Here is a 25,464-nt window from a genome sequence, read left to right as displayed (position 1 = left end):
TATGCTCAGGATTTCGGTGAACAAGGTCACCCGATGAATAAAAATACCGATAACTTAGACATCCTTAACTATTGGGGCACTACTTCCGATGCTGATCAAAAATTTTATGAATCGGCTTATACCATTTTATCTTCGAAAAAAAACAGCTCCTATGCGGACCTTCTGGAATCAACCTTATTTAATCAACTGGTTGAACGGCAGGGAAGGAAAATTTTGGCCGGTCCCATGCTTGGGCAAATCAAATCCGATGGTGCTACAGTATGGGTTAGAACATTGGAACCGGCAAAGATTGAGGTGAAAATAGAAAAGGAAGATGGAATAGTTGTTTTTGGTCCGGTATATTCCAATTATGAAACGGATTTATCTGTTGAAATAAGGATTGATGGGTTACAATCTTCCTCTAGCTACCCCTATCAGCTAATAGTTAACGAGAAGGTTATTTCTCCCAGCACCGATCAAGTGATCAATACCGTACCGGAATTGGGAACTAACGAAGAGGTTAAAGTTGCCTTTGGTTCTTGTCCCCACCGCTGGGGATTGGGCAATCACAAGCTATTGGAACAGATCAGGAATAGGGGAAATCATGCCATGTTATTATTGGGAGATATTGCGGTACAGGATCGAAATGATCACCTGGGTTTGCATCGTGCCGATTACCTGCTCCGGGATTTTTTACCTGCCTGGAAAGATTTTGCCTCTAAAGTTCCTGTTTATGCCTCCTGGGATGATCATGATTATTTTGATAATGACAAAGCCGGAATACCCGAAGGATATTCCGATAAAGACCGGGAGGGAGTCAGGAGCGTATTTCAACATTCCTGGGTAAATCCATCTTACGGGAATGAGCCAATTAACCAAGGAATTTTTACCAGGGATAGGATTGGTCCTTTTGATATTATCATGACAGATAACCGGTTCTTCCGGACAGGGCAAAAAGGGTCCTTTTTAGGCAAAGGCCAGATGGATTGGTTGAAAGAGCAATTATTGGACTGTAAAGGCCCCTTTATCATCTTATCCTGTGGTACCATGTGGAGCGATTACGTTTCCAATGGAAAAGATTCCTGGGGTGTAAATGATCCCGAAGGTCGAGAAGAGATTTTTAGTTTTATTGAAGAAAATAAGATCAGTGGCGTACTACTGATATCAGGGGATCGACACGGTGCCCGTGGATTTACGATTCCCAGGAAATCCAACTTTGGATTCTATGAATTTGAAGCAGCAAGTCTGGGGGCAAGAGTTGGACCCCCGGCACAGGATCCCTCCTGGGATACCCAGTTGTACGGTATTGATGCGGAATTTGCCTTTGGTGAATTTACTTATCATCCGTCTAAGGAAGATCCAGCTGTTACCTTCCGACTTGTAAGTGAAGATGGTAACTACCTATTTGAAAAAACCATAAATAAAAGTGAATTAACACCATGATGATCAAACTCCTTTTTTCATCTGTTTATATTTTTTTTTATTGGTCAGATGGAATCTTTGACGATTAAAATCATCATTGCCCTGTGTGTTTAATGATGATTTTAATCGTGTCGATTTCATGTTAATCTTCATTTAAAAGTGATAAAAATTGTTTTATTAACATATCAATAAAAAAAAGCCATTATTAATATGGAATACATCAAGCTGATTTCTTCTTTAAAAGAGATCTAATGGATATTAAATAAGAAAGGCTCCATTTTAAATTTTGTTAAAAATGGGAGATCGAGGCTTAAAACCAACCAGGTAAGACAAAGGGCATATGGCGATCAGTTTTCAGCAGTTGCATACAGTGATTCAGGCCAGAAAGTCAACGATGAAGCAATTCTTCAGGAAAGGATGTTGGAGTTGGCGTTTGAAGGCAAGCGTTGGTTTGATCTGGTGAGGTTTGACCAGGCATTTGAGCGGGTGCCCTCTTTGCAAGGAAGGAGTAGTGAACGCCACCTTTTGCTTTGGCCAATATCCCTGGGTACCATTAGTTTGAATGCTAAAATTGAACAGAACCCGGGATACGGAAATTGAGAGGAACTAGAATGGAAGCCAAATAGTATCTTTGGCTTCCATTTAAAAATAGAAAATATGAGATTTAAAAAAATTGAAGGGCTGATTGCCGCTACTTTTGCTCCCTATAATGGAAAGGGGGAAGTTAACCCAGATATCCTATCCAACTATGCCCATTCTCTAAAAACCAATGGCATAAAAGGGGCTTTTATCAATGGCACAACCGGTGAAGGTGCGTCTCTGGACCTGGAAGAAAAACAAATTTTAATGCAAGCCTGGGCAAGCGAGCAGACGGAAGCTTTCAATGTCATGGCCATGCTTGGGGGAACTAACCAAAAAGAATCGATCATACTGGGTAAACTAGCGGCGGATTTGGGATTATATGGGGTGGCTGTCACGGCGCCCTATTATTTCAGGCCGGGTAATGTGGCCCAATTGGTGGATTACATGCAGCCCATCGCTGCTACAGCTCCCGACCTGGCTTTTTACTTCTACCATATTCCGCTGCTCACCAAAGTAGATTTGCCCATGTTAGGATTATTGGAGGCTGTAACCGATAAGATTCCCAATTTTGCGGGTATCAAGTACACCCACCATAACCTGATGGAATTTAACCAGTGCCTGCGTTTCAATAATGGCAGCTATGATGTGCTTTGGGGTTGGGATGAGACCTTTTTAGCCGGACTGGCCATGGGGGCAAAAGGAGCCGTAGGCAGCACCTATAATTTTGCGGCACCACTGTATCAGGGTATTAAAAAAGCCTTTGATGAGGGAGATTCAGATAAGGCATTGGCACTTCAGGAAAAGTCAATTGACTTTATCAACTTGTATGGAAGGTTTGGGGGACCGGCTGCTGGAAAGGCCATATTGAAGCTTTGTGGCATCGATTGCGGTGATTTCAGGGCACCAGTGAAAAGCCTGAACCAGGAAATGATGGACGCATTGAAAGCCCAATTGACGGCACAGGGATTTTTTGATTTTATAAATCTAAATACCCAAGTTTCATGAAATCCCTGCTATGGTAAAAGTGTATAAATCGATTCTTTTTTACCTGATCTTGTGTCCGTTGCTGTGGAGCCAACTCTGGGCACAGGGAGTACCGAAGACCTATGGTGATTATAATTGGGAAAGGGTAGCGGAGCTGCCTGCCTGGCCGGAGCAAAGTGTTTCCCTGGGATATGCCGGAATGTATGCCGGTACACACAACGGGGCATTGATACTGGCTGGAGGAGCTAATTTTCCAGATAAAAAACCCTGGAAGGGAGGGGAGAAAAAATTCTGGGATAGGATTTTCGTACTGGAAAAAGACAAAGCCGAGGCCAGATGGGTGGAGGGTATTGACATACGGCTTCCGGTAAGCATGGCCTATGGGGCATCTGTGAGTACGCCCAAAGGGCTTTTCTGTTTAGGGGGAGAGAATGAAGAGGGGTACCACAACAGCACCTGGTGGATATCCTGGGACAGTAACAATCAAAAAGTTGCTTTGAAAGAAGGTATTGCTCTTCCTATGGAACTGGCTAATGGATCAGCTGTTTATGTCGAAGGTTATGTTTACCTGGCAGGAGGTGAAAATCAGGAGGTATGGAATCGATTTTACCGGCTTGACATCAATGACCCGGGAGCGGTGTGGGAGGCATTACCACCTATTCCGGGACAAGGCCGGTCTCATGCGATGATGGCCGTGCAGCATGACGGCAGGGAGCAAAAAATATTTTTAGCCGGTGGAAGAAGAAAGCAGACAGATGCGCCTGCCTACTTTTATGACGATTTTCTGTCCTACTCCCCGATGAGGAAAGAATGGGTAAGGCAGGGAAACATAGAAGACGGACAGGGTAAAGCGATTCCATTGGCAGCAGGCACAGCAGCAGCTTTTGGTTCCGGTCATATCTTGCTGTTGGGTGGAGATGAAGGAATATTGTACCGGCAACTGGAGCAAATTGCCCTTAACCTGGAGGATGCTACTTTGAGTAGGTCAGATTCCTTACAGTTGATAGCAGAAAGAAATGGAATGTTGGATGCGCACCCGGGTTTCAGTCAAAGGGTATTGGCCTATCATGCGGTGACAGGCACCTGGTCCCGGTTGGCCGATATGCCTTTCCAGGGCCCGGTAACCACTACTGCTGTATTTTGGGAAGGGGAACTTATCCTGCCTTCGGGAGAAGTTAGCCCCGGAACCAGAACTCCTGCCATCCGTGGGATGAAACTTTCAAAAAAAGAAGGTTTTGGCTGGGTGAATTATTCAGTACTGGGTTCGTACCTGGGAATTTTGGTGGTTATGGGGATTATCATTTCCAAAAAACAAACCTCCGTTACAGATTTTTTCAAGGCAGGAGGAAGGGTGCCTTGGTGGGCCGCGGGAATCAGCGTTTTCGGTACTCAGCTCAGTGCCATCACTTTCATGGCGATCCCTTCCAAAACCTTTGCCACTGACTGGACATTGTTTTGGCTACTCATGACGATCATAATGGTTTCTCCCATTATCATTTTTTGGTTTTTGCCTTTTTTCAGACGGCTTAACCTCACCTCAGCATATGAATACCTGGAGATGAGGTTTGACAAAACCATTCGTCTGCTGGGAAGCCTGATTTATATTGCCCTGCAGCTGGGAAGGTTAGGTATCGTATTGTTGCTGCCTTCTCTGGCACTTGCAGTGATTACCGACATTGATGTCATGGCCTGCATCCTTTTAATGGGAGTATTGAGTATTTTGTACACCGTCTTGGGGGGAATTGAAGCCGTCATTTGGACAGATGTGATCCAGGTAGTGGTATTGTTAGGGGGAGCCCTGATGTGTTTGGTGCTGATGGTATTCAGCATTGATTTGAGTTGGGAGGAATTAGTTACCTTTATCATGGAGGATCAAAAAATGAAGTTATTTGATACCCGGCTGGATTTCACAGGAACGGCCATTTGGGTCATCTTACTGGGAGGCTTGGCCTCTAATATTGTACAGTATGGCAGTGATCAAACCGTGATACAAAGGTACCTGACCACCAAAGACGAATCCTCAGCCGCCAAAAGTATTGTGACAGGGGCTTTGATGGCATTGCCCTCAGCCCTGATTTTCTTTTCTATAGGGACGGCCCTGTATTTGTTTTACCTCAGCCATCCCCAGGAATTATCACCTGTCATGTCCAATACCGACAGTATTTTCCCCTGGTACATCGTTACCCAATTGCCCAATGGGGTGTCAGGCTTATTGATTGCGGCTGTTTTTGCGGCGGCCATGTCCAGCCTGGACAGCAGCATGAATTCGGTGGCTACCGTGGTGACCACCGACTTTTACCATCAATGGTACCCCCGCGATGGGGAAGGTAAAAATTCCCTCCTTTTTGCCAGGTCCATTACCGTGATCGTTGGTTTATTGGGGACAGGTTTTGCTCTGGTGATGGCCAATATGGGCATTCCTTCGCTCTGGGACCAATTCAATATGCTGATCGGCCTTTTTGCCGGGGGGCTGGGGGGCATCTTTCTGATTGGTATACTTTCCTCCAGCACCAATGCAAGGGGAGCGCTGATCGGCATTTCTGGCAGTGCGGTCATTCAGGTTGTGATCAAGTATCAAACCGAGCTGAGCATCCACCTTTATGCATTGACCGGTTTGGTGAGTGCCATGGTGCTGGCTTACCTGGCCAGTAAATGGTTTCCCAGGCCAAGCAAAGAAAAACTGGCAGGACTTACCCTCAAAACCATGGGTAAAAGGGTAAAAGAGGAATTGGCCTGATGGCAAAAAAGATAATAAGGAGGTCGTTAGGGCAAACCATAACAGGCCAATACAGAAAAAAACTAAACTATTAATCAAGTGATTATGAAACTGCTTAACATTTGCTTACTGATTTTTATACTGTCTGGCTGCCACAGCGAAAAAAATTGGCCATTATCAGAAGACATGGCCTGGAAGCAGACCTATGTTCCGGTAATTACAGGAAAAGCTACCACCATAGGCCGGCTTGAAATGAATTTAAAAACGGAGAAAAGCTTTAACGGGATGGGATTGGACCTGGAGTCCGACATAGAAATAATGGACATTTCCCTTTTTCGGATGATGGATAATGGGCTGGAGAAAATGGGGTCTTTCAAAGCTACTGATGGCCAATGGTTGTTGGAGGCAGAAACGGTTTTGCCGGCGGGGAATCAGCAACTCGAAATCGCCATAACTACAGGAAAAGACGCTGATATAAAAGAAAGCATAGATTTAAAGGTGGCTTATGTGAATTTGGCAGGTGAAAGTGTCAGGCCTCAGGGGCAGGAAAACCTGATGCCGTACCGCCTGGCTAAATCGCTCAGAAACAAGGGGGACGATGGGGTGCATACTTACAGGATTCCAGGTCTGGCGACCAGCAAAGCGGGAACACTATTGGCTGTCTATGATGTGCGTCGTGAGCAGGGAGCTGATTTGCAGGGAGATATTGACGTGGGCTTAAGCAGGAGTACGGATGGAGGTCAAAATTGGGAGCCCATGAAAATCATCATGGATATGGGAGAGTGGGGCGGCTTGCCCCAGGATCAAAATGGGATAGGAGATCCTGCCATATTGGTAGATGAAGAGACGGGCACCATCTGGGTAGTGGCTTTATGGTTGCATGGAAAACCCAATACGGCAGCCTGGAACAGCTCCGGTCCGGGTCTGAAACCGGAAGAAACAGGGCAGATGATGTTGGTAAAATCTGAGGATGATGGAAAAACCTGGTCTGAATCCATCAATATCACAGAACCTATGAAAGACCCTTCCTGGAACCTTTTTTTCAATGGTCCGGGAAAGGGAATTACCATGAAGAATGGCACCTTGGTTTTTGCCGCTCAATATAAGGATGCTGATAAAATGCCCTACAGTACCATTATTTACAGTGAAGACCGGGGAGCGTCCTGGAAGGTAGGAACAGGTGCCAAATCCAATACCACGGAAGCTCAGGTGGTAGAATTGGCTGATGGAAACCTGATGTTAAACATGAGAGACAACAGGGGAGGTTCCCGATCTGTGGCGGTTACAGCGGACATGGGAAAAACCTGGAAGGCCCATCCCAGTAGCAGGTCTGCCCTGATTGAGCCAGTATGCATGGCCAGCCTGATCAAATTCAATGAGGAGGTATTGTTTTTCTCTAATCCGGCCTCTACGGAAGCCAGGCAGGATATTACCATAAAAACCAGCATGGACCAGGGAAACAGCTGGCCGGAGGACCTGCAGGTATTGTTGGATCAGGAGAAAAGTGCCGGCTATTCTTGTCTGACCATGATTGATGGTGATCACATCGGTATCATTTATGAAAGCAGCCAGGTCCATTTGGCTTTTCAGATCATCCCAATGGATGATTTGATAAAGGAATAAGGATAAACTTCTAAATGAAATTACCAGGGATCCATTTTCCCACCTGTTTGTCATCAGTTGACGGGCAGGTGGGATTTTTATTATAATGGCAATGCCATGTCAAATTTAGAGGACAGATAGTCAGCAAGCCCATGGGGTAGCGGTAAGGATAAAGGAAACTGCGAGGATTTGGTTATTTTTTATTCTTTTATTTGGAACCCTGGATCGCTGTATATTTGTCTTCATTTTATTGATGGAGAAAGGGTAAAAAAAAATTATTTAAAGCATCAAGGGTGAATGAGATTTTTCTATAGATTAAAAACAAATTTGTTTATTTATAAAATTCACGCATCGATTTTGCGCATGAAGCAGGTTTTTTTGGCTCAGTAATTGTTTAATTCAACTTGTACAAAAGAAAAACTTGAAATTGATTTTTTGGTCGTAGAGAGGTCCGTTGAATTTCCGAAAAGGTTGGATTTTAATTTAATGGACTTTTGAGACGGAATGTCAATTTTAAAAATATCAAAGATGTTAGAAGATTCAGTGAAAATTTTGGACAGTTCAGCTTATGATTTGGATTTGTTTTTCAAGATGTCTCCGGATTTACTTTGCATTGCAGGATACGATGGCTTTTATAAACAGGTAAATCCTTCCTTTCAAAAATTAATGGGGTATACTGAGGAAGAATTGCTAACCCAACCGATAATTTCTTTTTTATATGGCGACGATCAGGACATTACCGCTAAAGTCCGAAACCATACAACTATTGGAGATACATCATTGAGAAATTTTGAAAACCGTTACCTCACCAAAAATGGGGAAATGGTATGGCTTTCCTGGACTTTTTTCCCGTTGCAGGAGGAAAAATTGCTGTATGGAATAGCAAAAAATGTGACTTACAAAAAGGAAATGGAGTTGCATAGGAATGATTTGATTAGAAAACTCAGCGAAACGAACGATAAGCTCAAGCAATTGACCTTTGCGGCTTCACATGATTTAAGAGCCCCTGTCAATAACATTCTCGCCATTTTTAAATTGATGGACCTGAAAAAAATTGAAGATCAGGAAACCTACGAATTGGTAGCTCTTTTGAATCAATCCACAGATGCCTTGAAAAGCATGTTGGATAGTTTTCTGGCCAATCTGAAGCAAGAAGATGTGATGCAGGTCAAGGTAGAAAAACTTAATTTTAAAGAGGTTTTTAACCAGTCTATCAATACCATTCAATCGTTGGTAGACAATTCGGGAGCTGTGATTTTGCCCGATTTTTCACTGAGCCCGGAAGTTCATTTCAACAGGACCTATCTGGAGAGTATTTTTCTCAACCTGATATCCAACTCCATAAAATATTGCCGGCAAAACGTAAAACCATTGATTGAGATCCGGTCTTTTGAAAAGGATGGTAGTGTTAAACTTGAGTTTATTGACAATGGCCTTGGTTTCGATTTAGACAAAGTCAAATTGAAGATTTTCGATTTTGATCAAAAGTTTCACCATCACAAAGACAGCCAGGGAATTGGGCTTTACCTGGTGCACAAGCAAGTCACCGCATTGGGAGGAAAAATTGAAATCAAAAGCAAGCCCAATCAGGGAGCGAAATTCACCATTTCTTTCAAAGGATAAGAGGATGATAACAAAAATACCGGATTTTAACCTATTTATGGTACTATTTCGCTACAGTTGGGGTTAATTATTCGTCAGTGGTAAGCCTGCTCTATCAAATGATATTTTTGGCAATCCGATTGCGTTTCAAAAGCAGGCTTCGATTTTTTTAAATGCTGATTTTTTTCATCAACTTGTCAGGAAAATAGCAGCTTCTCGTCTGATAGGTAATATAAGTCCGGTTTGATAACAGGTGGGTTTATTAAAGGTATTTACATTGAGAATTTTCACAAATGATTGAAAACAACATTGTCATTCTGGGTAACGGAATTTCAGGGGTGACTTGTGCCAGGCATATCCGAAAAAACAACCCAAAAGTCCCGATTACCCTTGTATCTGCGGAAACCAGGCATTTCTTTTCCAGAACGGCCCTGATGTATATTTATATGGGACACATGACGTATGAACATACCAAACCCTATGCGGATGACTTCTGGGAAAAGAATGATATTTCACTCCGATTCGGATGGGTAAAAGAAATTGACTTTGGGCAAAAGCAACTGAAATTTGAAGATGGAGAAGTGCTGGGCTATCAGCAATTGGTTCTGGCCACCGGCTCAAAGCCCAATAAATTTGGCTGGCCAGGCCAGGATTTGAATGGGGTTCAGGGTTTATACAGTTACCAGGACCTATTAAACATGGAGGAAAATACCCGTGATATTGACCATGCCGTATTGGTAGGCGGGGGCTTGATAGGCGTGGAAATGGCAGAAATGCTGGCTTCGAGAAACATACCGGTTACCTTTTTGGTTCGGGAAAAAGGTTTTTGGGACAATGTACTTCCAAAGAAAGAAGCGGCACTGGTGGGCAGGCATATCCGTGAACACCATGTGGACCTTAAATTGGAAACAGCATTGGAAGAAATCATACCAGACAGCTCAGGTAGGGTTAAAGCTGTAAAAACATCCAATGGAGAGACCATTAATTGCCAGTTTGTAGGACTAACAGCAGGTGTAAGTCCAAATATTGAGGTATTGAAAAACAGCGAATTGGAGACCAATCGCGGAATCCTGGTGGATCATCAGTTCCGCACCAATTTACCTGATGTCTTTGCCATAGGGGATTGTGCGGAATTTAAAACAACACCCGGAAAGGGTCGCAAGCATATAGAACAGGTATGGTATACGGGCCGCATGCATGGCGAAACCCTGGCTCATAACCTTACACAAAAGAAAGCGGTGAATTATACCCCAGGGATCTGGTTTAATTCTGCTAAATTTTTTGACATTGAATACCAAACCTACGGTCAGGTCCCTGCTGAATGGACCGAAGACAGCTGGTCTTTTTATTGGGAAAGCGAATCCGGAAAAGTAGCCTTGAGGTTTTTATTTGATTTAGAAGACAGGATACTGGGAATGAATGCATTTGGTTGGAGAATGAGACATGAGTTTTTTGACCGGGCCATAAGCGAAGGCTGGAAGGCAGAAAGGGTAATCCGGCAGTTGGATAAGGCTGATTTTAATCCTGAATTTCACAAGAATTTCCATCAGCAATTGCTCAGCCAGTACAATCGGGAAAAGGGAACTTCCATTACCCTACCCAAACAATCATTTATTCAAAAGTTAATCGGTTCAAGATCATAAAATAAGCCATTAGATAGACTGGTGGATGGCCCGATACCTTTTGGGGAAACATGCGAAATTCTCCCAAACCCCTTTCGGGAAAGGCTACCTGACCATAAAAAAAAAATTATAAACACATGAAATTCCTTCAAAATATTGGATTGATTCTTTTTATACTGGGTTTATTGGTATTCACAGCCCTACCTTTTTTGGGTACTTATCAGCTTGAGCCTTCGATGGTGGAGGAGCACACCAAAGAAATGCACCAGGAAGCCATGCAGGAAATATTGGAACCCATGGTTGGCAAGACTTATTCCTCCAATTTTTCTTTTATCAAAGCATATAATCAGCATTTCAATACCTACAACGAGGCATTAAAAGAAGAACAGGCCTGGGATCAAGTGATCTGGGATGATTATCTTTTTCCGCTGACAAAAGCGGCATCATCCGGTCCCGTGGCAGAGGCTCCGAATTTGTTTATGGCATTATCCATAGGGCTGGCAGTTTTGGGAGGTTTGCTTTACATTTTTCCCTTGTATAGAAATGTACCTGCTGGGATCAAGCATGATGGGATTTATTTTTCGGCCATGAAAGCCAGGGGCTGGCTGGGGATTATAACAGGGACCTACCTGATAGGGTTTTATGTTATCCTCTATTGGTACCCTGAATACCTGGCCAATCTGGTAATCATGGTAGATCCACTAAGCTATTTGCTTTCGGGTAACCCGGCCAGCCAGTGGTTTTTGTATGGCTTGATTTATACACTGGCCATTTTGGTGATGGGAATCAGGATGTTCAGAAAGTATAAGGGAAACAATTACCAAACCATTCGTACCGTATCGGTGATGTTTTTTCAGTTGTCCTTTGCCTTTCTTATTCCTGAAATCCTGGTCTTGTTTAACATGCCCTGGCATGATTTCAAAAATATATGGCCCTTGGATTATTCCTTCTTTTATGAATACCGCATAGATGGCATGTTAAGTTCCGGAGCACTGGGCATGTTTATGCTGGTTTGGGGTATTATACTGATCGTGATAGGGGTGCCCATTTTTACTTACTTTTATGGCAAGCGCTGGTATTGCAGCTGGGTTTGTGGCTGTGGAGGCCTGGCCGAAACCCTGGGAGATCCCTACAGGCAGCTATCAGACAAATCTCTCAAATCCTGGAAGATAGAACGCTATCTGGTCCATGGAGTGCTGGTTTTTGCCGTGCTGATGACCGCCATCACCATTACCAATTATTTCATGGAGTTTTCCTTGCTGGGCCAGGCGACGGATCAATTGCATGCTATTTATGGATTTGCGATTGGATCGGCTTTTGCAGGTGTTATTGGTACAGGATTTTATCCTTTTATGGGGAACCGGGTTTGGTGTAGGTTTGGTTGTCCTTTGGCAGCTTACCTGGGAATGGTGCAGCGGTTTAAATCCAGGTTCAGGATTACTACCAATGGTGGGCAGTGCATTTCCTGTGGCAACTGCTCCACCTACTGCGAAATGGGAATCGATGTCCGCTGGTATGCCCAAAGAGGACAAAATATCGTCCGCTCTTCCTGCGTGGGTTGTGGGGTATGTTCAGCAGTCTGCCCCAGAGGAGTATTGAAGTTGGAAAATGGGTCAGAAGAAGGGAGAATCAACGATATGCCGATAATTATAGGCAATGAATCGATAAATGTAAAGTCATCATAATGTGGATTTATTTGTTTTTAGGGATATATGGTTTGGCCATGTGCTTTATACTGTGCTATAGTCTGGCACAGGCCAATCTGTTGTGGTACTTTTTCCGGTTTAAAAAAAATGGGACTGCAGCAGCCCTAAGCTCGGATAGTGATCTCCCTGCAGTTACCATTCAATTGCCTGTTTTTAATGAAAAATATGTCGTCCGCAGGTTGATGGCTGCGGTGGCCCGGATGGATTACCCATCCGATAAATTAGAAATTCAGATTTTGGATGACAGTACGGATGAAACCTCTTCGATCATACAGGAAGAACTTCAAAAATTTCCAAATACCAATTTTCAATACCTATACAGAGAAAAAAGAACAGGTTTCAAAGCAGGAGCCTTGCGGGCAGGACTTGAAAAGGCCGCTGGTGATTTGATTGCTATTTTTGATGCTGATTTTATCCCGGATGCTCAATTTCTGTTGAAAACAGTTCCCCATTTTACTGACCCGCAGATAGGAATGGTCCAGTCCAGGTGGGGTCATTTGAATGAGAGTTATTCCCTGTTTACCCGCTTGCAGGCCTTTGCCCTGGATGCTCATTTTATGGTGGAGCAGATGGGCAGAAATGCCCAGCAGGCCTTCATCAATTTTAACGGGACCGGGGGCATTTGGAGAAAATCATGCATAGTAGATGCGGGCAACTGGCAGGAAGATACACTAACGGAGGACCTTGACCTGAGCTACCGGGCCCAGCAGAAGGGATGGAAATTTTTGTACCGGCCCGATGTGGTTTCACCTGCAGAGCTTCCCCCAGTTATGTCTGCCATAAAATCCCAGCAATTTCGCTGGACAAAAGGTGGAGCTGAGTGTGCTGTCAAGCATCTCAGACAGGTTTTGACCGGTTCATTTCCCCTTAAGGTCAAAATTCATGCTGCAGCCCATTTGCTTAATTCCATGATATTCATCGCTGTCCTGTTGGTAAGCCTTAGCAGTATACCCATATGGTGGGGATTTTATCAGGGACTGATTCCCCTCTTCTATTTTAAAGCAGCAGCTCTTTTTCTTCTCAGTTTCGTGATTATCGCTTCCGTGTATTTTTTCGCCAATCTTTCATTAGCCAACTATTCACGCAGGGGATTGATTCGTTACCTATGGGAATTACCGGTTTTTCTTTCGGTTTCCATGGGGCTTTCGGTACACAATGGGCAGGCAGTTTGGGAAGGATTGACCGGTAAAAAATCGCCCTTTATTCGCACCCCGAAATACAATCTGGGTGAAAAGCCAGGGGCCTGGGTCAGCAATGTGTATCACCAATTAAAAGTTCCTGCCGGAACCTATGTGGAAGCGATTCTGGCCCTGGTTTTCCTTTTTCTGGTTGGCCTTTCCATTTACACAGGCACCTATGAAATGTTGCTGTTTCATGCCATGCTGGCTATGGGTTTTAGCCTGGTGAGTTTGGCTTCCTTCAAAAGCTATTGGATAAGGGAAGGGCTTTAGATCCCTTGAAATGTTTTATGGACCACAAAAAGCAGAGGCGACCAGACCCGTATGTGTATTACCATATTACTGCTATCAGCTTCTTTTAGCTTGGCCCAGAAAATTAATAAAAAATGAAAAAAGACCTTAATTGCAAATAAATGACCGTTGAAAGTGAGCAAGATTCCTTTTCAGAACTACAAATTGACGTTCTCATTCCCGCCTTCAATGAAGAAAATGCAGTTGGAAAAGTCATCGCAGCTATTCCATCTTTTGCAAGAAATATTGTAGTGGTCAACAACAACTCCAATGACAATACCCGAAAGGTAGCATCAGAGGCGGGTGCCATTGTGCTGGATGAGCCCCAAAAAGGATATGGAAAGGCTTGTCTCAAAGGTATGGAATACCTTAACGACCTGGAGACTGCTCCTGAAATAGTGGTTTTCCTCGATGCTGATTACAGCGATTATCCCGAAGAAATGCACCAGCTTATTCAAGTCTTGGTGGCAGGGAATTATGATATGGTAATCGGTTCACGGGCCAGGGGCAATAAAGAAAAGGGCTCCATGACCTTCCCCCAGGTATTTGGAAACTGGCTGGCTACCTGGTTGATGAGAAGGATGTTTTCGGCCGAATTTACGGATTTGGGACCTTTCAGGGCTATCCGATGGAATGAATTGAAGCAATTGGAGATGCAGGACCAGGATTATGGATGGACCATTGAAATGCAAATCAAGGCCGTTAAACTGGGTTTGCGATATACCGAAGTTCCGGTCAATTACCGGCAAAGAATAGGGGTGTCCAAAGTAAGTGGCACCATACATGGGGTGGTAGGGGCAGGCTATAAAATCTTGTGGACCCTTTGGAAATACCGATAAGGACTTCCCTGTAAAAATGAGATAAAGTTGTTTATTTTCTCTAAATTGACCTAAAAATAGAAAGGTGATGAATAAAAGTTTATGGTTGCTTACGTTGCTTGTCTTATCTCTTTCCTGCGCCAGGCCAGAACGGGAAGAAGTGGATTTTGAAGCCTGGGGAGAATATTGGTTTCAGGGAAAGGCTGAAATTAACAGCTATGACCTTACCCAATACCGCTATGGTGAACCCAGAGAAGGAGAAGCAGTTTTGATTTTTGTGACAGAGGATTTCTCCAGGAAGAAGCAGGTTAAGCTGGATGATCCTGACGGAGCGGGGAGGGACAAAATTTCGGTCATCAAGATGAATCAAACCCGGGACTTTCTTACCGGCATTTACCCATACCACATGATGCTCTCTGCTTTCACGCCTACCAAGGAAGCCTCACAGGGCCTCAAGTTTACTGCTTCGTCTCAGGAGTGGTGTGGACAGTCTTTTACACAGGTAAACCTGAATAGCGGTGAGGATTACAGTGGTCAGTTGTATTCTTATTTCGAGGAAGAGGGAGATAAGAGTTTTTCCGTCTCAGGCCTTGCAGAGGATGACCTGTGGAACCTGATCAGGATCAACCCCAACCAAATCCCCACCGGAAGTGTACAGATGTGGCCTTCCCTGATTTACCAGCGATTTACCCATCAGGACTTTGAATCCGAAGAAGCATTTATTCGTCTGACAGATAGTAGCAATAACCGGAGGCAGCTGGAAGTAACCTATAGTTCAGGAAAAAGGGAATTGAAAATTGATTTTGAAAAAGCCTTTCCCTATACCATACTGGCCTGGGAGGAAACCCATACCCTGGAAAACGGGGAAAAGGAAATTACCAAAGCTACCCGCAAAGGGATGAAGGTGGTCGATTATTGGACAAGAAATGCCCTGGAAGATGAATTTTTACGTGATGAATTAAATCTTAATCCATAAATCCCGACTCCTTGAAAGCCATTCTATGTTTGATCGGGATCACGTTTGGCTTGCTGGGCATGGGCTATTGGATTCCCAGAACCGCTTTTCCGGAGTTGTTGGGGTTTTATGGTATAGCTTTTATTGCTTACCTTTTTTTTGTTAAGCTTCATAAAAACACAGGATTTTCACCAGTACTGGTGCTGGTGTTGGCGATGGGCTTAAGGTTGCTGTTGCTGGGGTCCATGCCAGGACTTTCAGATGATTTTTACCGCTACCTCTTTGATGGCCAATTGTTGCTGAGAGGTATCAATCCCTACCTGGAATTGCCGGATTCACTCCAGGGTCTTCCGGATAATGCCTACTGGGCTGCCTTACTGGAAAAGATGAATTCCCCTGGATATTACTCCCTTTATCCTCCATTGCATCAGCTTTTTTTCTGGCTGGCCGCCATGGCAGGAGAGCATATTTTCCTCAATGTCCTGGTTTTGCGTATTTGTTTGTTGTTGGTGGAAGGGATTAACTTGTGGTTACTTCAAAAGTTGCTTTTTCTATGGCGCAAGCCGGCTCACCATATTTCCTGGTATGCCTTTAATCCATTGGTCATCATGGAACTGACAGGGAACCTGCATTTTGAGGGACTTGTTTTGATGGGATTGTTGCTTGCGATTTACTTTTACAGCAAGAACAATGCCTTGGGAACAGGCCTGAGTTGGGCCCTGGCCATCGGTGTAAAGCTTAACCCCCTTATCCTGGCACCCGTATGGATCCGTTTCTGGGACCATAGAAAATTTTGGAAATTCACCCTGACTGCCGGCTTTTTTGTGCTTCTTTTTTTAAGCCCGATTGTATTGCTGGATGGGGCAGAGCATTTCTACCAGAGCTTTCGGCTTTACCAAAGTAAATTTGAGTTCAACGCTTCTATTTATTACCTGGTCAGAGAAATTGCGGTACTATTTGTCAGCTATAATCCCATCGCTTATGTAGGACCTGCTCTGCAGGGGGTTGCAGCCCTCATTTTGCTGGGAATGGGCTTGTACCAGCGGAATTTTACCAGGGAAGCCCTGGTTTCGAAAATGGTATGGATGTACCTCGTCTTTTTATTGCTACAGACCACAGTTCATCCCTGGTACCTGATTCCAGCTTTGGGTATTAGCGTGCTGACGGCTAATCGCAGCTTTGTGGTTTGGACTGGTTTGGTGTTTTTATCCTATCATGCCTATGCTCAGCCGGCGTTTCAGGAGAATTTATGGATCACTGGCTTGGAATATGGTTTATTGGCCATAGCCATAGTAAACATTGTTTACCGGGATTATGAAAACCAAAGGAGCCTTTCTAAGGGCACTTCACTTGATCCTTGAAAGCATGGCTTAGGCGTTCTCGATATGATCTTTCAATCCAGGTTCTTCCTCGATCTTTTTAAGTAGCTCCACCACATTGCTGACCTTGAGTTTTTTCATGATATTAAACCGGTGGGTTTCAATGGTCCGGATACTTTTGCCCAATTGTTCAGCGATTTCTTTGTTGCCCATACCATCTGCTATCATTCTAAGTATTTGTTTTTCCCGTTTGGTGATTTCGTATCGTTTGGCAGTTCCCATCGGTTGAACGATTTTTCTGTCTTTGACATTCAGGTAGCTGTTGACCAAAACCTGACTGATGTCCCCGCTAAAATACTTTCCCCCCTGATGGATGGTTTTGATGGCTTTAAGAAACTCATCTTTACTGGTGTCCTTGAGCAGGTAGCCGGCAGCACCACTATCGACGGATTGCAGAATATAATCCTCATCATCGTGCATGGAAAGGATCAGGGATCTGGTGGAACCCGGATTTTTGGAAAGTATTTTTGTGGCCTCCAATCCATTCATAACCGGCATCCGGATATCGATGATCAATAAGTCCGGCTTGAGTTTTTCAACCGCTGCCAGGGCTTCCTCTCCATTGGAAGCTTCCCCGACCACTGTTATATCCCCTTCATTTTCCAATAGATTTTTGATGCCGTTTCGTACGACCACGTGGTCATCAGCTAAAACTACTTTTATTTTTTCCATAATGCTTTTTTCAATCGGTTAATCTAAGGGCACACTGATACTGATACTGGTGCCTTTTCCCGGTGCTGTTCGTATGTCACATTGGCCATTGATGAAATTGGCCCTTTCCCGGATGTTGAATAATCCATGCCCTGAGGCAGAAAAGTGGCCTTTATCTTCCAGTTTTTTGATGTCAAAGCCTTTTCCATTGTCTTCAATTTCCAAATGCAGGGTCTGTGAATTGTGGGAGAGGGTGATTTTCACCTCCCTGGCTGCAGAATACTTGATGGCATTGTTTACGGCTTCCTGACAAATCCGGTAAAGGTTGTTTTCTACTTTTCCTTCCAGCCTGCTCAGAAAACCTGTTTTATTCTCAAATACTACTTCCAGGTCCGAAATTTTGGTAATTTCCCGGGCAAATTTATTCAGTACAGGAACAATCCCGTAATCTGAAAGGGCATTGGGAGTAAGGTTAAAGGAAATCCTCCGCACTTCCCTGATGATGTTTTTGAGCAGGTCTTTCGCCGTTTGCAGTTTGTCTTTTTCGAAATCTGAACTGACGGAATGGATCCCTTCCAAATTGAACTTCATGCCCGAGAGCAACTGCCCAATGCCATCATGCATGTCTCTGGAAATTCGCTTTCTTTCTTCTTCCTGCCCTTCCAATATCAGCGCTGAGCGGAATTGCTGCTCCTTTACCTTTTTCTCTATCCTTTCCCTGTTGATCTCCCGGGAAATGGCTTCTGCTTCCTTTTTCTCCGTTTCGTTAGTGCTGACCATAAGAATGCTATCTGTTTGGCCCAATTCATTTTGAGTTGGGATCAGATTCACTTTTAGCCATACAAAATCTCCGGTTTCATTGACTACCTTTATTTCCCCATTCCAGGCATCACCTCTATTAACCATGCCTTTGATATTTTCCAGGTACTGCGCATCGTATCCCTGATCTTGCAGCCATTCAAACAGGTTTTTGGGGCGAAAGGCTTCAAATTCCATCAGGGAAATAAATTGGTCTGAAAAATCCCGGAAATCTCCTGCTGCTCCACACCTGGCATAAATGGTGAAATCATCCACTTTGACATCTACTTCGAGTAGGTCCTGATAGGCTTGTTCCAGAGAACTGTACAAGGCACTCAATTCCAGGGTCATCTTTTTTGATTTCTGCTGTGACCTGAGCAGCTTCATAAAAGTTTGCCTGATGGTTTTGGCCGAAGGAATGAAAACGAAAAATATTTCAAAAATAATGACACCCAATGAAATCACCAACAGGAATAATTCAATGTTCCTCAGGTTCATTACTTTAGACTTGGCTTCATGGTCATATTGGAATACAATGAGATCCATGCCTTTCAAAAATGCCGATTCCCTGGTAATGATGGTTTGGATATCGCTTCTTAAATGCTCTGCAGGAAGGTTGATGTCCTGCCGAAGCTTATTTACTATGTTTGAAGCAGCCTGGGCCATGAGCTGATGGTCAGGTTCGATGTCCCGAAACAGGGCTTCAACTTTCTTGCTGTTTTTACCATTGATTTCCAACGCATCATTTCCCGTTTGCAGCGCCTGGTGAGTTTCATTCCACTCCTGCAGCGCCAGGTCAAGTTCTTTCAAAATAGCCTCCCTTCCTGAGGAAGCACTAGCACTACTGTCCTTTAATAAAAGGGCACATTTACTTATCCTTTGACTCAGCATGCGTTGCCTGCCCGAAAGGTTGACTACTCTGGAGTCATTCTTTTGCTCACTGATAAACTTCTGAACCAGAACCTGACTAACGATGATGCTAATGGCGATGGCACAAAGGGCTACCAGGTAATACCTGCCCAGTTTTTCAAATGTTGGTTTTTCGGATAAATTTTGATTTTCCATGCGATATCGGCTGCTTAAAAATACGTAAAACCACTTAAAATTCCCACTAAGTGATGGGGAAGGAAAATAAAAAAAAGCAGGGTTTGTCCATCAAACCCTGCTCCCGATCAAATCAACCCGATGTTAAGGTATCAATCCTCGAAGCCTACGTACACAAAACCGTCCTCCACCTTGACAGGGTAGGTGTCTATGCTACAGGTATCTCCATTGAGGTTTTTTCCCGATTTCAGGGAAAAGGTTTTTTTATGAAAGGGACAGGCTACTTTGGGTTCGTCTCCTTGAGAACCAATCATCCCCCGGGACAATGCCATTTGCATCTTGTGGGGGCACAGGTTCTGACAGGCATACCATTCATTCCTTCGGCTGAATTTGTAAATGGCAATTTGCAGGTCTTTGTATTTGATACAGGCACCTCCGTTTTCCGGAAGTGCGCTTACAGGGGCAGCTTTAAACCAGGTAGTGATCCGGGACGTAGCTGCCGTTTGGTATTTTTCCAAATTTGCTGACATGATATAAAACTAAAGGTTGATGATGTATATTAATGGATTGTGCTGAAGCTATCACCAGGATGCCGGGATTTTTTGCCCACGCATTTCCTGAAAGGCTACGGAAGGGTCTCCACCGTCATCGTTAACGAAATGTTTGAATTTGGCTCTGAGTTGGGGATTATTGACTACTTCCTTCCATTCGCAGGCATAAGTTTGTATCATAAATTCCATCTCTTTTTCCAATGTTTCCCCAATTCCCAGTGTGTCATTCACCACCACATCACGAAGATAATCCACCCCCCCTTCCAGTTTGTTCAGCCAGGTGGCCGTTCTGTTCAATGGTTCTGCGGTCCGGATATAAAACATCAGAAAGCGGTCGATGTATTTCAAAACAGTTTCCCTATCTACATCATTGACAAGGAGTTGGGCATGTTGAGGTTTGGAACCCCCATTGCCACAGACATAAAGGTTCCAGCCTTTCTCCGTGGCGATAAGGCCAAAGTCCTTGCTTTGGGCTTCGGCACATTCTCGAATACAACCGGATACAGCCCCCTTTAATTTGTGGGGAGATCGCAGACCCCGGTACCTTTCTTCTACCTGAATGGCGAAAGAAACTGCATCCTGTACACCGTAGCGGCACCAGGTAGATCCCACACAGCTTTTTACCGTTCTCAGCGATTTGCCATAGGCATGACCACTTTCAAATCCGGCATCGATCAGCTCCTCCCAAATGTCAGGAAGCTGGTCCACCCTTGCACCAAACATGTCTATCCGTTGTCCACCGGTAACTTTGGTGTATAGGCCGTATTTTTTGGCTACCTGACCAATGACGATCAGTTTTTCCGGTGTGATCTCTCCTCCGGGTATCCTGGGCACTACAGAATAGGTGCCGCCTTTTTGAATATTGGCCAGGTACCGGTCATTGGTGTCCTGGATGGTGTCCTGCCTGGTAATCAATTCGTTCCAGGTACTGGCAAGGATGGATGCAACCGCAGGTTTGCATATCTCGCAGCCGTCTCCTTTTCCAAATTGATCTATCAGTTCATCGTAGCTTCGGATGTCTTTTATTTTTACCAAATCCATAAGTTCCTGACGGGAATAATCAAAATGTTCACAAAGGTTATTTTTGACCTGCTTTCCAAGGGCTTTGAGTTGGTGTTTAAGCAAATCATTGACCATTGGAACACAGCCACCACAACCTGTTCCGGCTTTACAGCAGGACTTGATTTCGTCCAAACTGCCAAGACCCTCGTTTTCGATAAGTTGACAGATATCTCCTTTGGTGACGTTTTCGCAAGAGCATATTTGCACCTCGGCAGGAAGGCTTTTGAACCCTGCTCCCTCAGTGGCTTGCCCATCCCTGTTGCCAAGGATCAGGTCTTCCGGCTTTGGAGGCAAGGGCAGCTGGTTTTGGGTCATTTGCAACAGCATGCCGTAGGCTGTTGCATCTCCCACCAACAGGCCACCTAAAAGTCGTTTACCATCTTTTGAGACATTGATTCTTTTGTATATGCCGGAATTTTTGTTTTCATAAACGATGGCTTTGGTGGATTCGGTTTCTCCGAAAGGATCGCCGAAGCTGGCCACATCCACGCCTAGAAGTTTCAGTTTGGTAGACATGTCAAAACCCAGGAATGGTTTGGATGCTTTACCACAAAGCTGGTTGACTACCTGGCTGGCCATTTCATAACCCGGAGCTACCAGACCATATATCATGTTTTGACAGGAGGCCGCCTCTCCAATGGCAAAAATGTCGGGATCATCTTCGGTTTGAAGAGATTCGTTGACGATGATTCCACCACGGGGAGCGGTGGACAATCCACAGGTTTTGGCCAGCTCATCACGGGGTTTGATGCCGGCAGAAATGACCAGCATGTCTACGGATAAATCGGATCCGTCCGCAAATTCCAGACCGGTAAGTTTTCCGTTTCCATGGATTGTTGTCGTATTTTTGCTCAGGTGGATGGAAATGCCCAGGTCCTCCAGTTTTGATTTCAGGATGGCAGAACCGGCCTCATCCAATTGCCGCGGCATTAATTTTGGGGTAAATTCAATAACATGGGTGTCTAGTCCCATGTCCATGACGGCTTTGGCTGCTTCCAGTCCAAGTAGACCTCCTCCAATAACTGCCGCAGATCTGGCCGTTTTTCCAAAGGCCATAATAGCATCCAGGTCTTCAATGGTCCGGTATACGAAAACCCCCTTCTTTTCTACACCTCTGATGGGAGGGACAAATGCAGCCGAACCTGTGGCCAGCACCAGCTTGTCATAGTGCCTGGCTGTACCCGAATGGCTGATCACCTTTTTTTGTTCCCGGTCGATGGCTACAATGAGTTCATTGGTCCGCAGCTCAATCCCCTTTTCCTGATACCAGGTGCGAGGAGCCATACTCAAGTCATCTACCTTGGACCCGGAAAAATAGGTACTTAAATGAACCCTGTCGTAAGCCGGCCATGGTTCTTCTCCGAATACCGTGATTTGAAAGTCCCCATGGGAAGAGGCAGCTAACAGTTTCTCGCAAAACTTGTAGCCTACCATCCCGTTTCCTATTACTATTATCCTTGTCATGCCGATTCATTTTTCTAATAAAGGAAAAATTACTTTCCTAAGTAATACAACTGAATCCTTATGCTGAATTCAAAAGCTAAGGTAAATAAATTTTTTAATAATACGTAAAAATACGTAAAAAAATACTTAAATTTGTTTTAAGTAAATAAGTAGTAAATAGGCATGAAAGACGTGGAAGCAAGATTAACCCTGGTCGGGGCGGGGCCCGGAGACCCTGATTTGATTACATTGAAAGCGATTAAAGCACTGGAAAGTGCTGATGTCGTTCTTTATGATGCCCTGGCCAATGAGGCATTATTGGAGTATGCGCCTCAGACTTCTCTCAAGATTTACGTAGGGAAAAGTGCCGGGATGCATTTCCGACAGCAAAAGGAGATCAACCGCATGATCATCAATTATGCGTCCACCTTTGGCCATGTAGTCAGGCTCAAGGGAGGTGATCCTTACGTATTTGGCCGGGGTCATGAGGAGTTGGAATACGCCCATAAGCATGGGATTCCCACCACGTATGTTCCTGGAATCAGCAGTGCCATGGCCGTTCCTGGCCTAGGTGGCATTCCCTTGACCAAGCGGGGTATAAACGAAAGTTTTTGGGTAGTGACAGGCACATTGAAAGACCAGAGTACAGGAAAGGACCTGTATTTTGCCGCTCAATCCTCGGCTACGGTGGTGGTCCTTATGGGATTAAAGAAACTTCCTGAAATCGTAGGAATATTTAAAAAGTACCGGGGTGAGGATGAACCCATTTCCCTGATTCAAAATGGAAGTAAAACCAATGAACGGTCTATCACAGGAGATTTAAGTACTATTCTTTCCCTGCAGGAAGAAGCAGGGCTTGGTGCTCCGGCCATTATCCTTATTGGAAAGGTGGTCAGGGAAAGGGAACTGATGAAAAAGGTACAAAAGGAAATAAATTGGGTTAAATGAATTAAAAACAGATCCATTATTTATCCAAAATCTTGATCATCCTCCAAAGAGTTGGGGTTTGGAAAGTTGTCGCTTTCGTCTTCACCAGGCCTTTGGTGCAGGCATTGAAAATCTTTTTCTACCAGGATCGTACAAGCCAGATCAGTACCTTCATCCTGAACATGACGTAAGCTGACTTCATCGGTTTGCGCCCAGGCAGTAGCACGATGGGCAGGAAGCCGTACTTCCAGCTTTTGTGCGATAAAGGAAGCCTTGGGAAAATCAGCGGCATCACAGGGAATCAGTTTATAAGAAAAAACCTGTTTATTGCCCAGGTGAAGCTCCTGACAGAGCTGTAAGCCCTGTCCGATGGTATCCACTTCTGACTGGCTCAACCTGAGCCGGATGGAATTGTTATTGATCCTGAGTTTCATGTGTTTATAATTGTCTTTTAGCGGTCACATAGCCTGTCCCGATCACATCGGGAGAATCTCGCATGGTTTATAATCATCCCGGTGTGTGACGGGTACGTCATGCTCGATTTCATCTGTTTATATTTTTTTAATTGGTCAGATGGAATCTTTGACGATTAAAATCATCATTACCCTGTATGTTTAATGATGATTTTAATCGTGTCGATTTCATATGATTTAATGATTTATTGATCGATTCGCTTAAATGCCGATTTTGGGTTTTCACAAAGGGGACAAATATAGCTGTCAGGAAGTTTCAAAAATGAGGTTCCGGGCAGTATATCTGATGCAGGGTCACCGTATTTTTCATCATAAACGGTAAGGCAACTTTCACATTGGTATTTCCTTAGGTGCTTTCTATGGGCGACGGGCTTGTCGTCAGTGGATTCAGGAGACTTGGGAACTTCCAATTGGTCGTAGTATTTATAACTCAATTCGATCAATAAGGGTGGCAATGTTTCTATGGGTACATTTTTCACAAAGTAAAAATACTCAGAAAGGTTGGGATTGAAATCTTTCGAGTACAAGATATTGAACGCATCCGGATCATCTGGCCTGTTTTTTTTTGCTTTTTCTATGGCCACTGAAGTAAATAAGGCCATGTGTCTGGTCTTGACGGAAAAGCTCAATCCATAGGTACTGATATCCTGTTTGTCCAAAGCCCTTACCAGGTAATTTTTTATTCCAAGGGCTTCTTCATCCATTACGGGCAAATGCCAGTTGAGTTCCAGGGAACTATGCCGGATATTTATGCCAAACTTACCCAATAGCTTTTCCCAACTTAAACGGTCTTTTTCAGCTATTCCCTTAATGATGATGGATTTCCAGGGTGTGAGGCATATCTTACCAATATTTGTGGCCACACAAAGTTGGCAAAGCGCTTTAAGAAAGTTAATGGTAAACTTGTTGTTTCGCCAGTAAAGTCCCAGCCAATACTTACCTCCGACAATGCGATTCATGCCTTCGTAATAGGGGGAATTAGATTCCGGATAGTCCAGTTCATGTTCGACTTTTAGACTATTGGGGGACAGGGAAGTTTTGACTTTTTGGTAGATTTCTTCGTATTTCCATCCACTTTTTACCGGGTTGATTGCTTCTATTTCTTTGGCAATTTTGGCCAGGTCATAGCCGTAGATCAGGTCTGGAGCTGCCCAGGGCTTAGGGCTAATTTCTGAAAATCTCAGGTACAGGTACCAGTAATTGTCAATTGACGATGCCACAAAATTGATGTTGCCGGTAAAAAGTGGGACCAGGTTTTGGACCGGATCTGTGATATTGATTTTAAGTTTTGGCCTGTAATCAAAGGTGTCCAGGATATAATGATAGGTGTGAGATGCCAACCAGTGGGTGGTAGGCATCACGTCAAGGGCAGGGTAGGAGGAAACGATATTTTGGAATTCTTCCCCATCTGTATCGTATGCAGTATCGATGGCCTGAAACGTACGGGAAAGGGTTTCCAGGTTCTTGTTTTTAAGGGGAAAGAGAACATCCTGCCTGGAGCCCAGGTGAATGTATCCGGCACCAAGTTCATTGGCTGTTAGGATCATTTTCAGGAAGTCTCCGGGAGAAATGATTCCTCCTTTCACAAAAACCCTGACTAAATCTTCTTTTTGCATATCGTTTTATCTGGCTTGCCCATAGGGGAAGCTAATTATTTTATTGGTAACCAGCTAATTTCC

Annotated in this window: 19 protein-coding genes; 13 read left to right on the top strand and 6 right to left on the bottom strand. The window is 44.2% G+C overall.

The genetic code is table 11. The features are described from left to right. Nucleotides 1-33 precede the first annotated feature (33 nt). The 12 genes from GL182_RS06220 to GL182_RS06165 all read left to right on the top strand — a co-directional run bounded on the left by GL182_RS06220 (nt 34) and on the right by GL182_RS06165 (nt 16,818). Nucleotides 34-1,422 carry an alkaline phosphatase D family protein gene (locus GL182_RS06220; protein WP_163378790.1) on the top strand — a complete coding sequence of 463 codons (1,389 nt, stop codon included), beginning with the start codon at nt 34-36 and terminating at the stop codon, nt 1,420-1,422. Between the two features lie 234 nt (nt 1,423-1,656). Then, a complete protein-coding gene (locus GL182_RS06215; protein WP_163379134.1) occupies nt 1,657-2,001 on the top strand; it encodes a RagB/SusD family nutrient uptake outer membrane protein in 345 nt (114 codons plus the stop codon). Nucleotides 2,002-2,058: 57 nt separating this feature from the next. Next, a complete protein-coding gene (locus GL182_RS06210) occupies nt 2,059-2,988 on the top strand; it encodes a dihydrodipicolinate synthase family protein (protein WP_163378789.1) in 930 nt (309 codons plus the stop codon). A gap of 10 nt (nt 2,989-2,998) precedes the next feature. Continuing rightward, on the top strand, nt 2,999-5,704 hold the full coding sequence (locus GL182_RS06205) for a sodium:solute symporter family transporter (protein WP_163378788.1): 2,706 nt from the start codon (nt 2,999-3,001) through the stop codon (nt 5,702-5,704). An 84-nt stretch (nt 5,705-5,788) separates the two neighbouring features. Next, nucleotides 5,789-7,306 (top strand): sialidase family protein, encoded by a 1,518-nt coding sequence (locus tag GL182_RS06200; RefSeq protein WP_163378787.1) that lies wholly within the window; start codon nt 5,789-5,791, stop codon nt 7,304-7,306. Nucleotides 7,307-7,813: 507 nt separating this feature from the next. Then, a complete protein-coding gene (locus tag GL182_RS06195) occupies nt 7,814-8,908 on the top strand; it encodes a PAS domain-containing sensor histidine kinase (RefSeq protein ID WP_240469697.1) in 1,095 nt (364 codons plus the stop codon). A gap of 272 nt (nt 8,909-9,180) precedes the next feature. Then, nucleotides 9,181-10,530 (top strand): NAD(P)/FAD-dependent oxidoreductase, encoded by a 1,350-nt coding sequence (locus GL182_RS06190; protein ID WP_163378786.1) that lies wholly within the window; start codon nt 9,181-9,183, stop codon nt 10,528-10,530. Between the two features lie 116 nt (nt 10,531-10,646). Further along, entirely contained in the window at nt 10,647-12,194 is a 1,548-nt protein-coding gene (locus GL182_RS06185) for a 4Fe-4S binding protein (RefSeq protein ID WP_163378785.1), read from the top strand. Continuing rightward, entirely contained in the window at nt 12,191-13,666 is a 1,476-nt protein-coding gene (locus GL182_RS06180; RefSeq protein WP_163379132.1) for a cellulose synthase family protein, read from the top strand. The genes GL182_RS06185 and GL182_RS06180 overlap by 4 nt, the downstream gene beginning before the upstream one ends. A gap of 140 nt (nt 13,667-13,806) precedes the next feature. Further along, nucleotides 13,807-14,523 (top strand): glycosyltransferase family 2 protein, encoded by a 717-nt coding sequence (locus GL182_RS06175; protein ID WP_163378784.1) that lies wholly within the window; start codon nt 13,807-13,809, stop codon nt 14,521-14,523. A 67-nt stretch (nt 14,524-14,590) separates the two neighbouring features. After that, the gene (locus GL182_RS06170; protein ID WP_163378783.1) at nt 14,591-15,478 is read left to right on the top strand and encodes a hypothetical protein; all 888 of its coding nucleotides are present in this window, start codon (nt 14,591-14,593) and stop codon (nt 15,476-15,478) included. 11 nt (nt 15,479-15,489) lie between these two features. After that, nucleotides 15,490-16,818 (top strand): carotene biosynthesis protein, encoded by a 1,329-nt coding sequence (locus GL182_RS06165; protein WP_205603594.1) that lies wholly within the window; start codon nt 15,490-15,492, stop codon nt 16,816-16,818. A 9-nt stretch (nt 16,819-16,827) separates the two neighbouring features. Here GL182_RS06165 and GL182_RS06160 read toward each other — a convergent pair whose 3' ends face one another. The 4 genes from GL182_RS06160 to nirB form a co-directional block, all read right to left on the bottom strand. After that, the gene (locus tag GL182_RS06160) at nt 16,828-17,508 is read right to left on the bottom strand and encodes a response regulator transcription factor (protein WP_163378782.1); all 681 of its coding nucleotides are present in this window, start codon (nt 17,506-17,508) and stop codon (nt 16,828-16,830) included. A gap of 18 nt (nt 17,509-17,526) precedes the next feature. Continuing rightward, nucleotides 17,527-19,350: an ATP-binding protein gene (locus GL182_RS06155; protein ID WP_163378781.1), complete on the bottom strand. Its 1,824-nt coding sequence runs from the start codon at nt 19,348-19,350 to the stop codon at nt 17,527-17,529. A 131-nt stretch (nt 19,351-19,481) separates the two neighbouring features. Further along, nucleotides 19,482-19,859: a nitrite reductase small subunit NirD gene (gene nirD / locus GL182_RS06150; RefSeq protein WP_163378780.1), complete on the bottom strand. Its 378-nt coding sequence runs from the start codon at nt 19,857-19,859 to the stop codon at nt 19,482-19,484. Between the two features lie 51 nt (nt 19,860-19,910). After that, nucleotides 19,911-22,406, bottom strand: a complete 2,496-nt coding sequence (nirB, locus tag GL182_RS06145) for a nitrite reductase large subunit NirB (protein ID WP_163378779.1) — start codon at nt 22,404-22,406, stop codon at nt 19,911-19,913. Nucleotides 22,407-22,568: 162 nt separating this feature from the next. Between nirB and cobA the strand changes: the two genes are divergently transcribed. After that, nucleotides 22,569-23,333, top strand: coding sequence for a uroporphyrinogen-III C-methyltransferase (gene cobA / locus GL182_RS06140; protein ID WP_163378778.1), 765 nt, complete (start codon nt 22,569-22,571; stop codon nt 23,331-23,333). A gap of 20 nt (nt 23,334-23,353) precedes the next feature. Here cobA and GL182_RS06135 read toward each other — a convergent pair whose 3' ends face one another. Then, nucleotides 23,354-23,746 (bottom strand): DUF7009 family protein, encoded by a 393-nt coding sequence (locus tag GL182_RS06135; protein WP_163378777.1) that lies wholly within the window; start codon nt 23,744-23,746, stop codon nt 23,354-23,356. A 224-nt stretch (nt 23,747-23,970) separates the two neighbouring features. Beyond that, nucleotides 23,971-25,401 (bottom strand): rubredoxin, encoded by a 1,431-nt coding sequence (locus tag GL182_RS06130; RefSeq protein WP_163378776.1) that lies wholly within the window; start codon nt 25,399-25,401, stop codon nt 23,971-23,973. Nucleotides 25,402-25,464 lie beyond the last annotated feature (63 nt).

It is taken from the genome of Cyclobacterium sp. SYSU L10401, assembly GCF_010993705.1.
Classification (GTDB): Bacteria; Bacteroidota; Bacteroidia; order Cytophagales; family Cyclobacteriaceae; genus Cyclobacterium.
The sequence above is the reverse complement of the archived record's forward strand: the minus strand, read 5'-3'. Positions and strand labels throughout refer to the sequence as shown.

Bases quoted from the DNA above. Each gene is read 5' to 3' on its own strand.
- GL182_RS06220 (WP_163378790.1), top strand. From the start codon at position 34: ATGAATAAAAATACCGATAACTTAGACATCCTTAACTATTGGGGCACT.
- GL182_RS06210 (WP_163378789.1), top strand. From the start codon at position 2,059: ATGAGATTTAAAAAAATTGAAGGGCTGATTGCCGCTACTTTTGCTCCC.
- GL182_RS06205 (WP_163378788.1), top strand. From the start codon at position 2,999: ATGGTAAAAGTGTATAAATCGATTCTTTTTTACCTGATCTTGTGTCCG.
- GL182_RS06200 (WP_163378787.1), top strand. From the start codon at position 5,789: ATGAAACTGCTTAACATTTGCTTACTGATTTTTATACTGTCTGGCTGC.
- GL182_RS06195 (WP_240469697.1), top strand. From the start codon at position 7,814: ATGTTAGAAGATTCAGTGAAAATTTTGGACAGTTCAGCTTATGATTTG.
- GL182_RS06190 (WP_163378786.1), top strand. From the start codon at position 9,181: ATGATTGAAAACAACATTGTCATTCTGGGTAACGGAATTTCAGGGGTG.
- GL182_RS06185 (WP_163378785.1), top strand. From the start codon at position 10,647: ATGAAATTCCTTCAAAATATTGGATTGATTCTTTTTATACTGGGTTTA.
- GL182_RS06175 (WP_163378784.1), top strand. From the start codon at position 13,807: ATGACCGTTGAAAGTGAGCAAGATTCCTTTTCAGAACTACAAATTGAC.
- GL182_RS06170 (WP_163378783.1), top strand. From the start codon at position 14,591: ATGAATAAAAGTTTATGGTTGCTTACGTTGCTTGTCTTATCTCTTTCC.
- GL182_RS06160 (WP_163378782.1), bottom strand. From the start codon at position 17,508: ATGGAAAAAATAAAAGTAGTTTTAGCTGATGACCACGTGGTCGTACGA.
- GL182_RS06155 (WP_163378781.1), bottom strand. From the start codon at position 19,350: ATGGAAAATCAAAATTTATCCGAAAAACCAACATTTGAAAAACTGGGC.
- nirD (WP_163378780.1), bottom strand. From the start codon at position 19,859: ATGTCAGCAAATTTGGAAAAATACCAAACGGCAGCTACGTCCCGGATC.
- nirB (WP_163378779.1), bottom strand. From the start codon at position 22,406: ATGACAAGGATAATAGTAATAGGAAACGGGATGGTAGGCTACAAGTTT.
- cobA (WP_163378778.1), top strand. From the start codon at position 22,569: ATGAAAGACGTGGAAGCAAGATTAACCCTGGTCGGGGCGGGGCCCGGA.
- GL182_RS06135 (WP_163378777.1), bottom strand. From the start codon at position 23,746: ATGAAACTCAGGATCAATAACAATTCCATCCGGCTCAGGTTGAGCCAG.
- GL182_RS06130 (WP_163378776.1), bottom strand. From the start codon at position 25,401: ATGCAAAAAGAAGATTTAGTCAGGGTTTTTGTGAAAGGAGGAATCATT.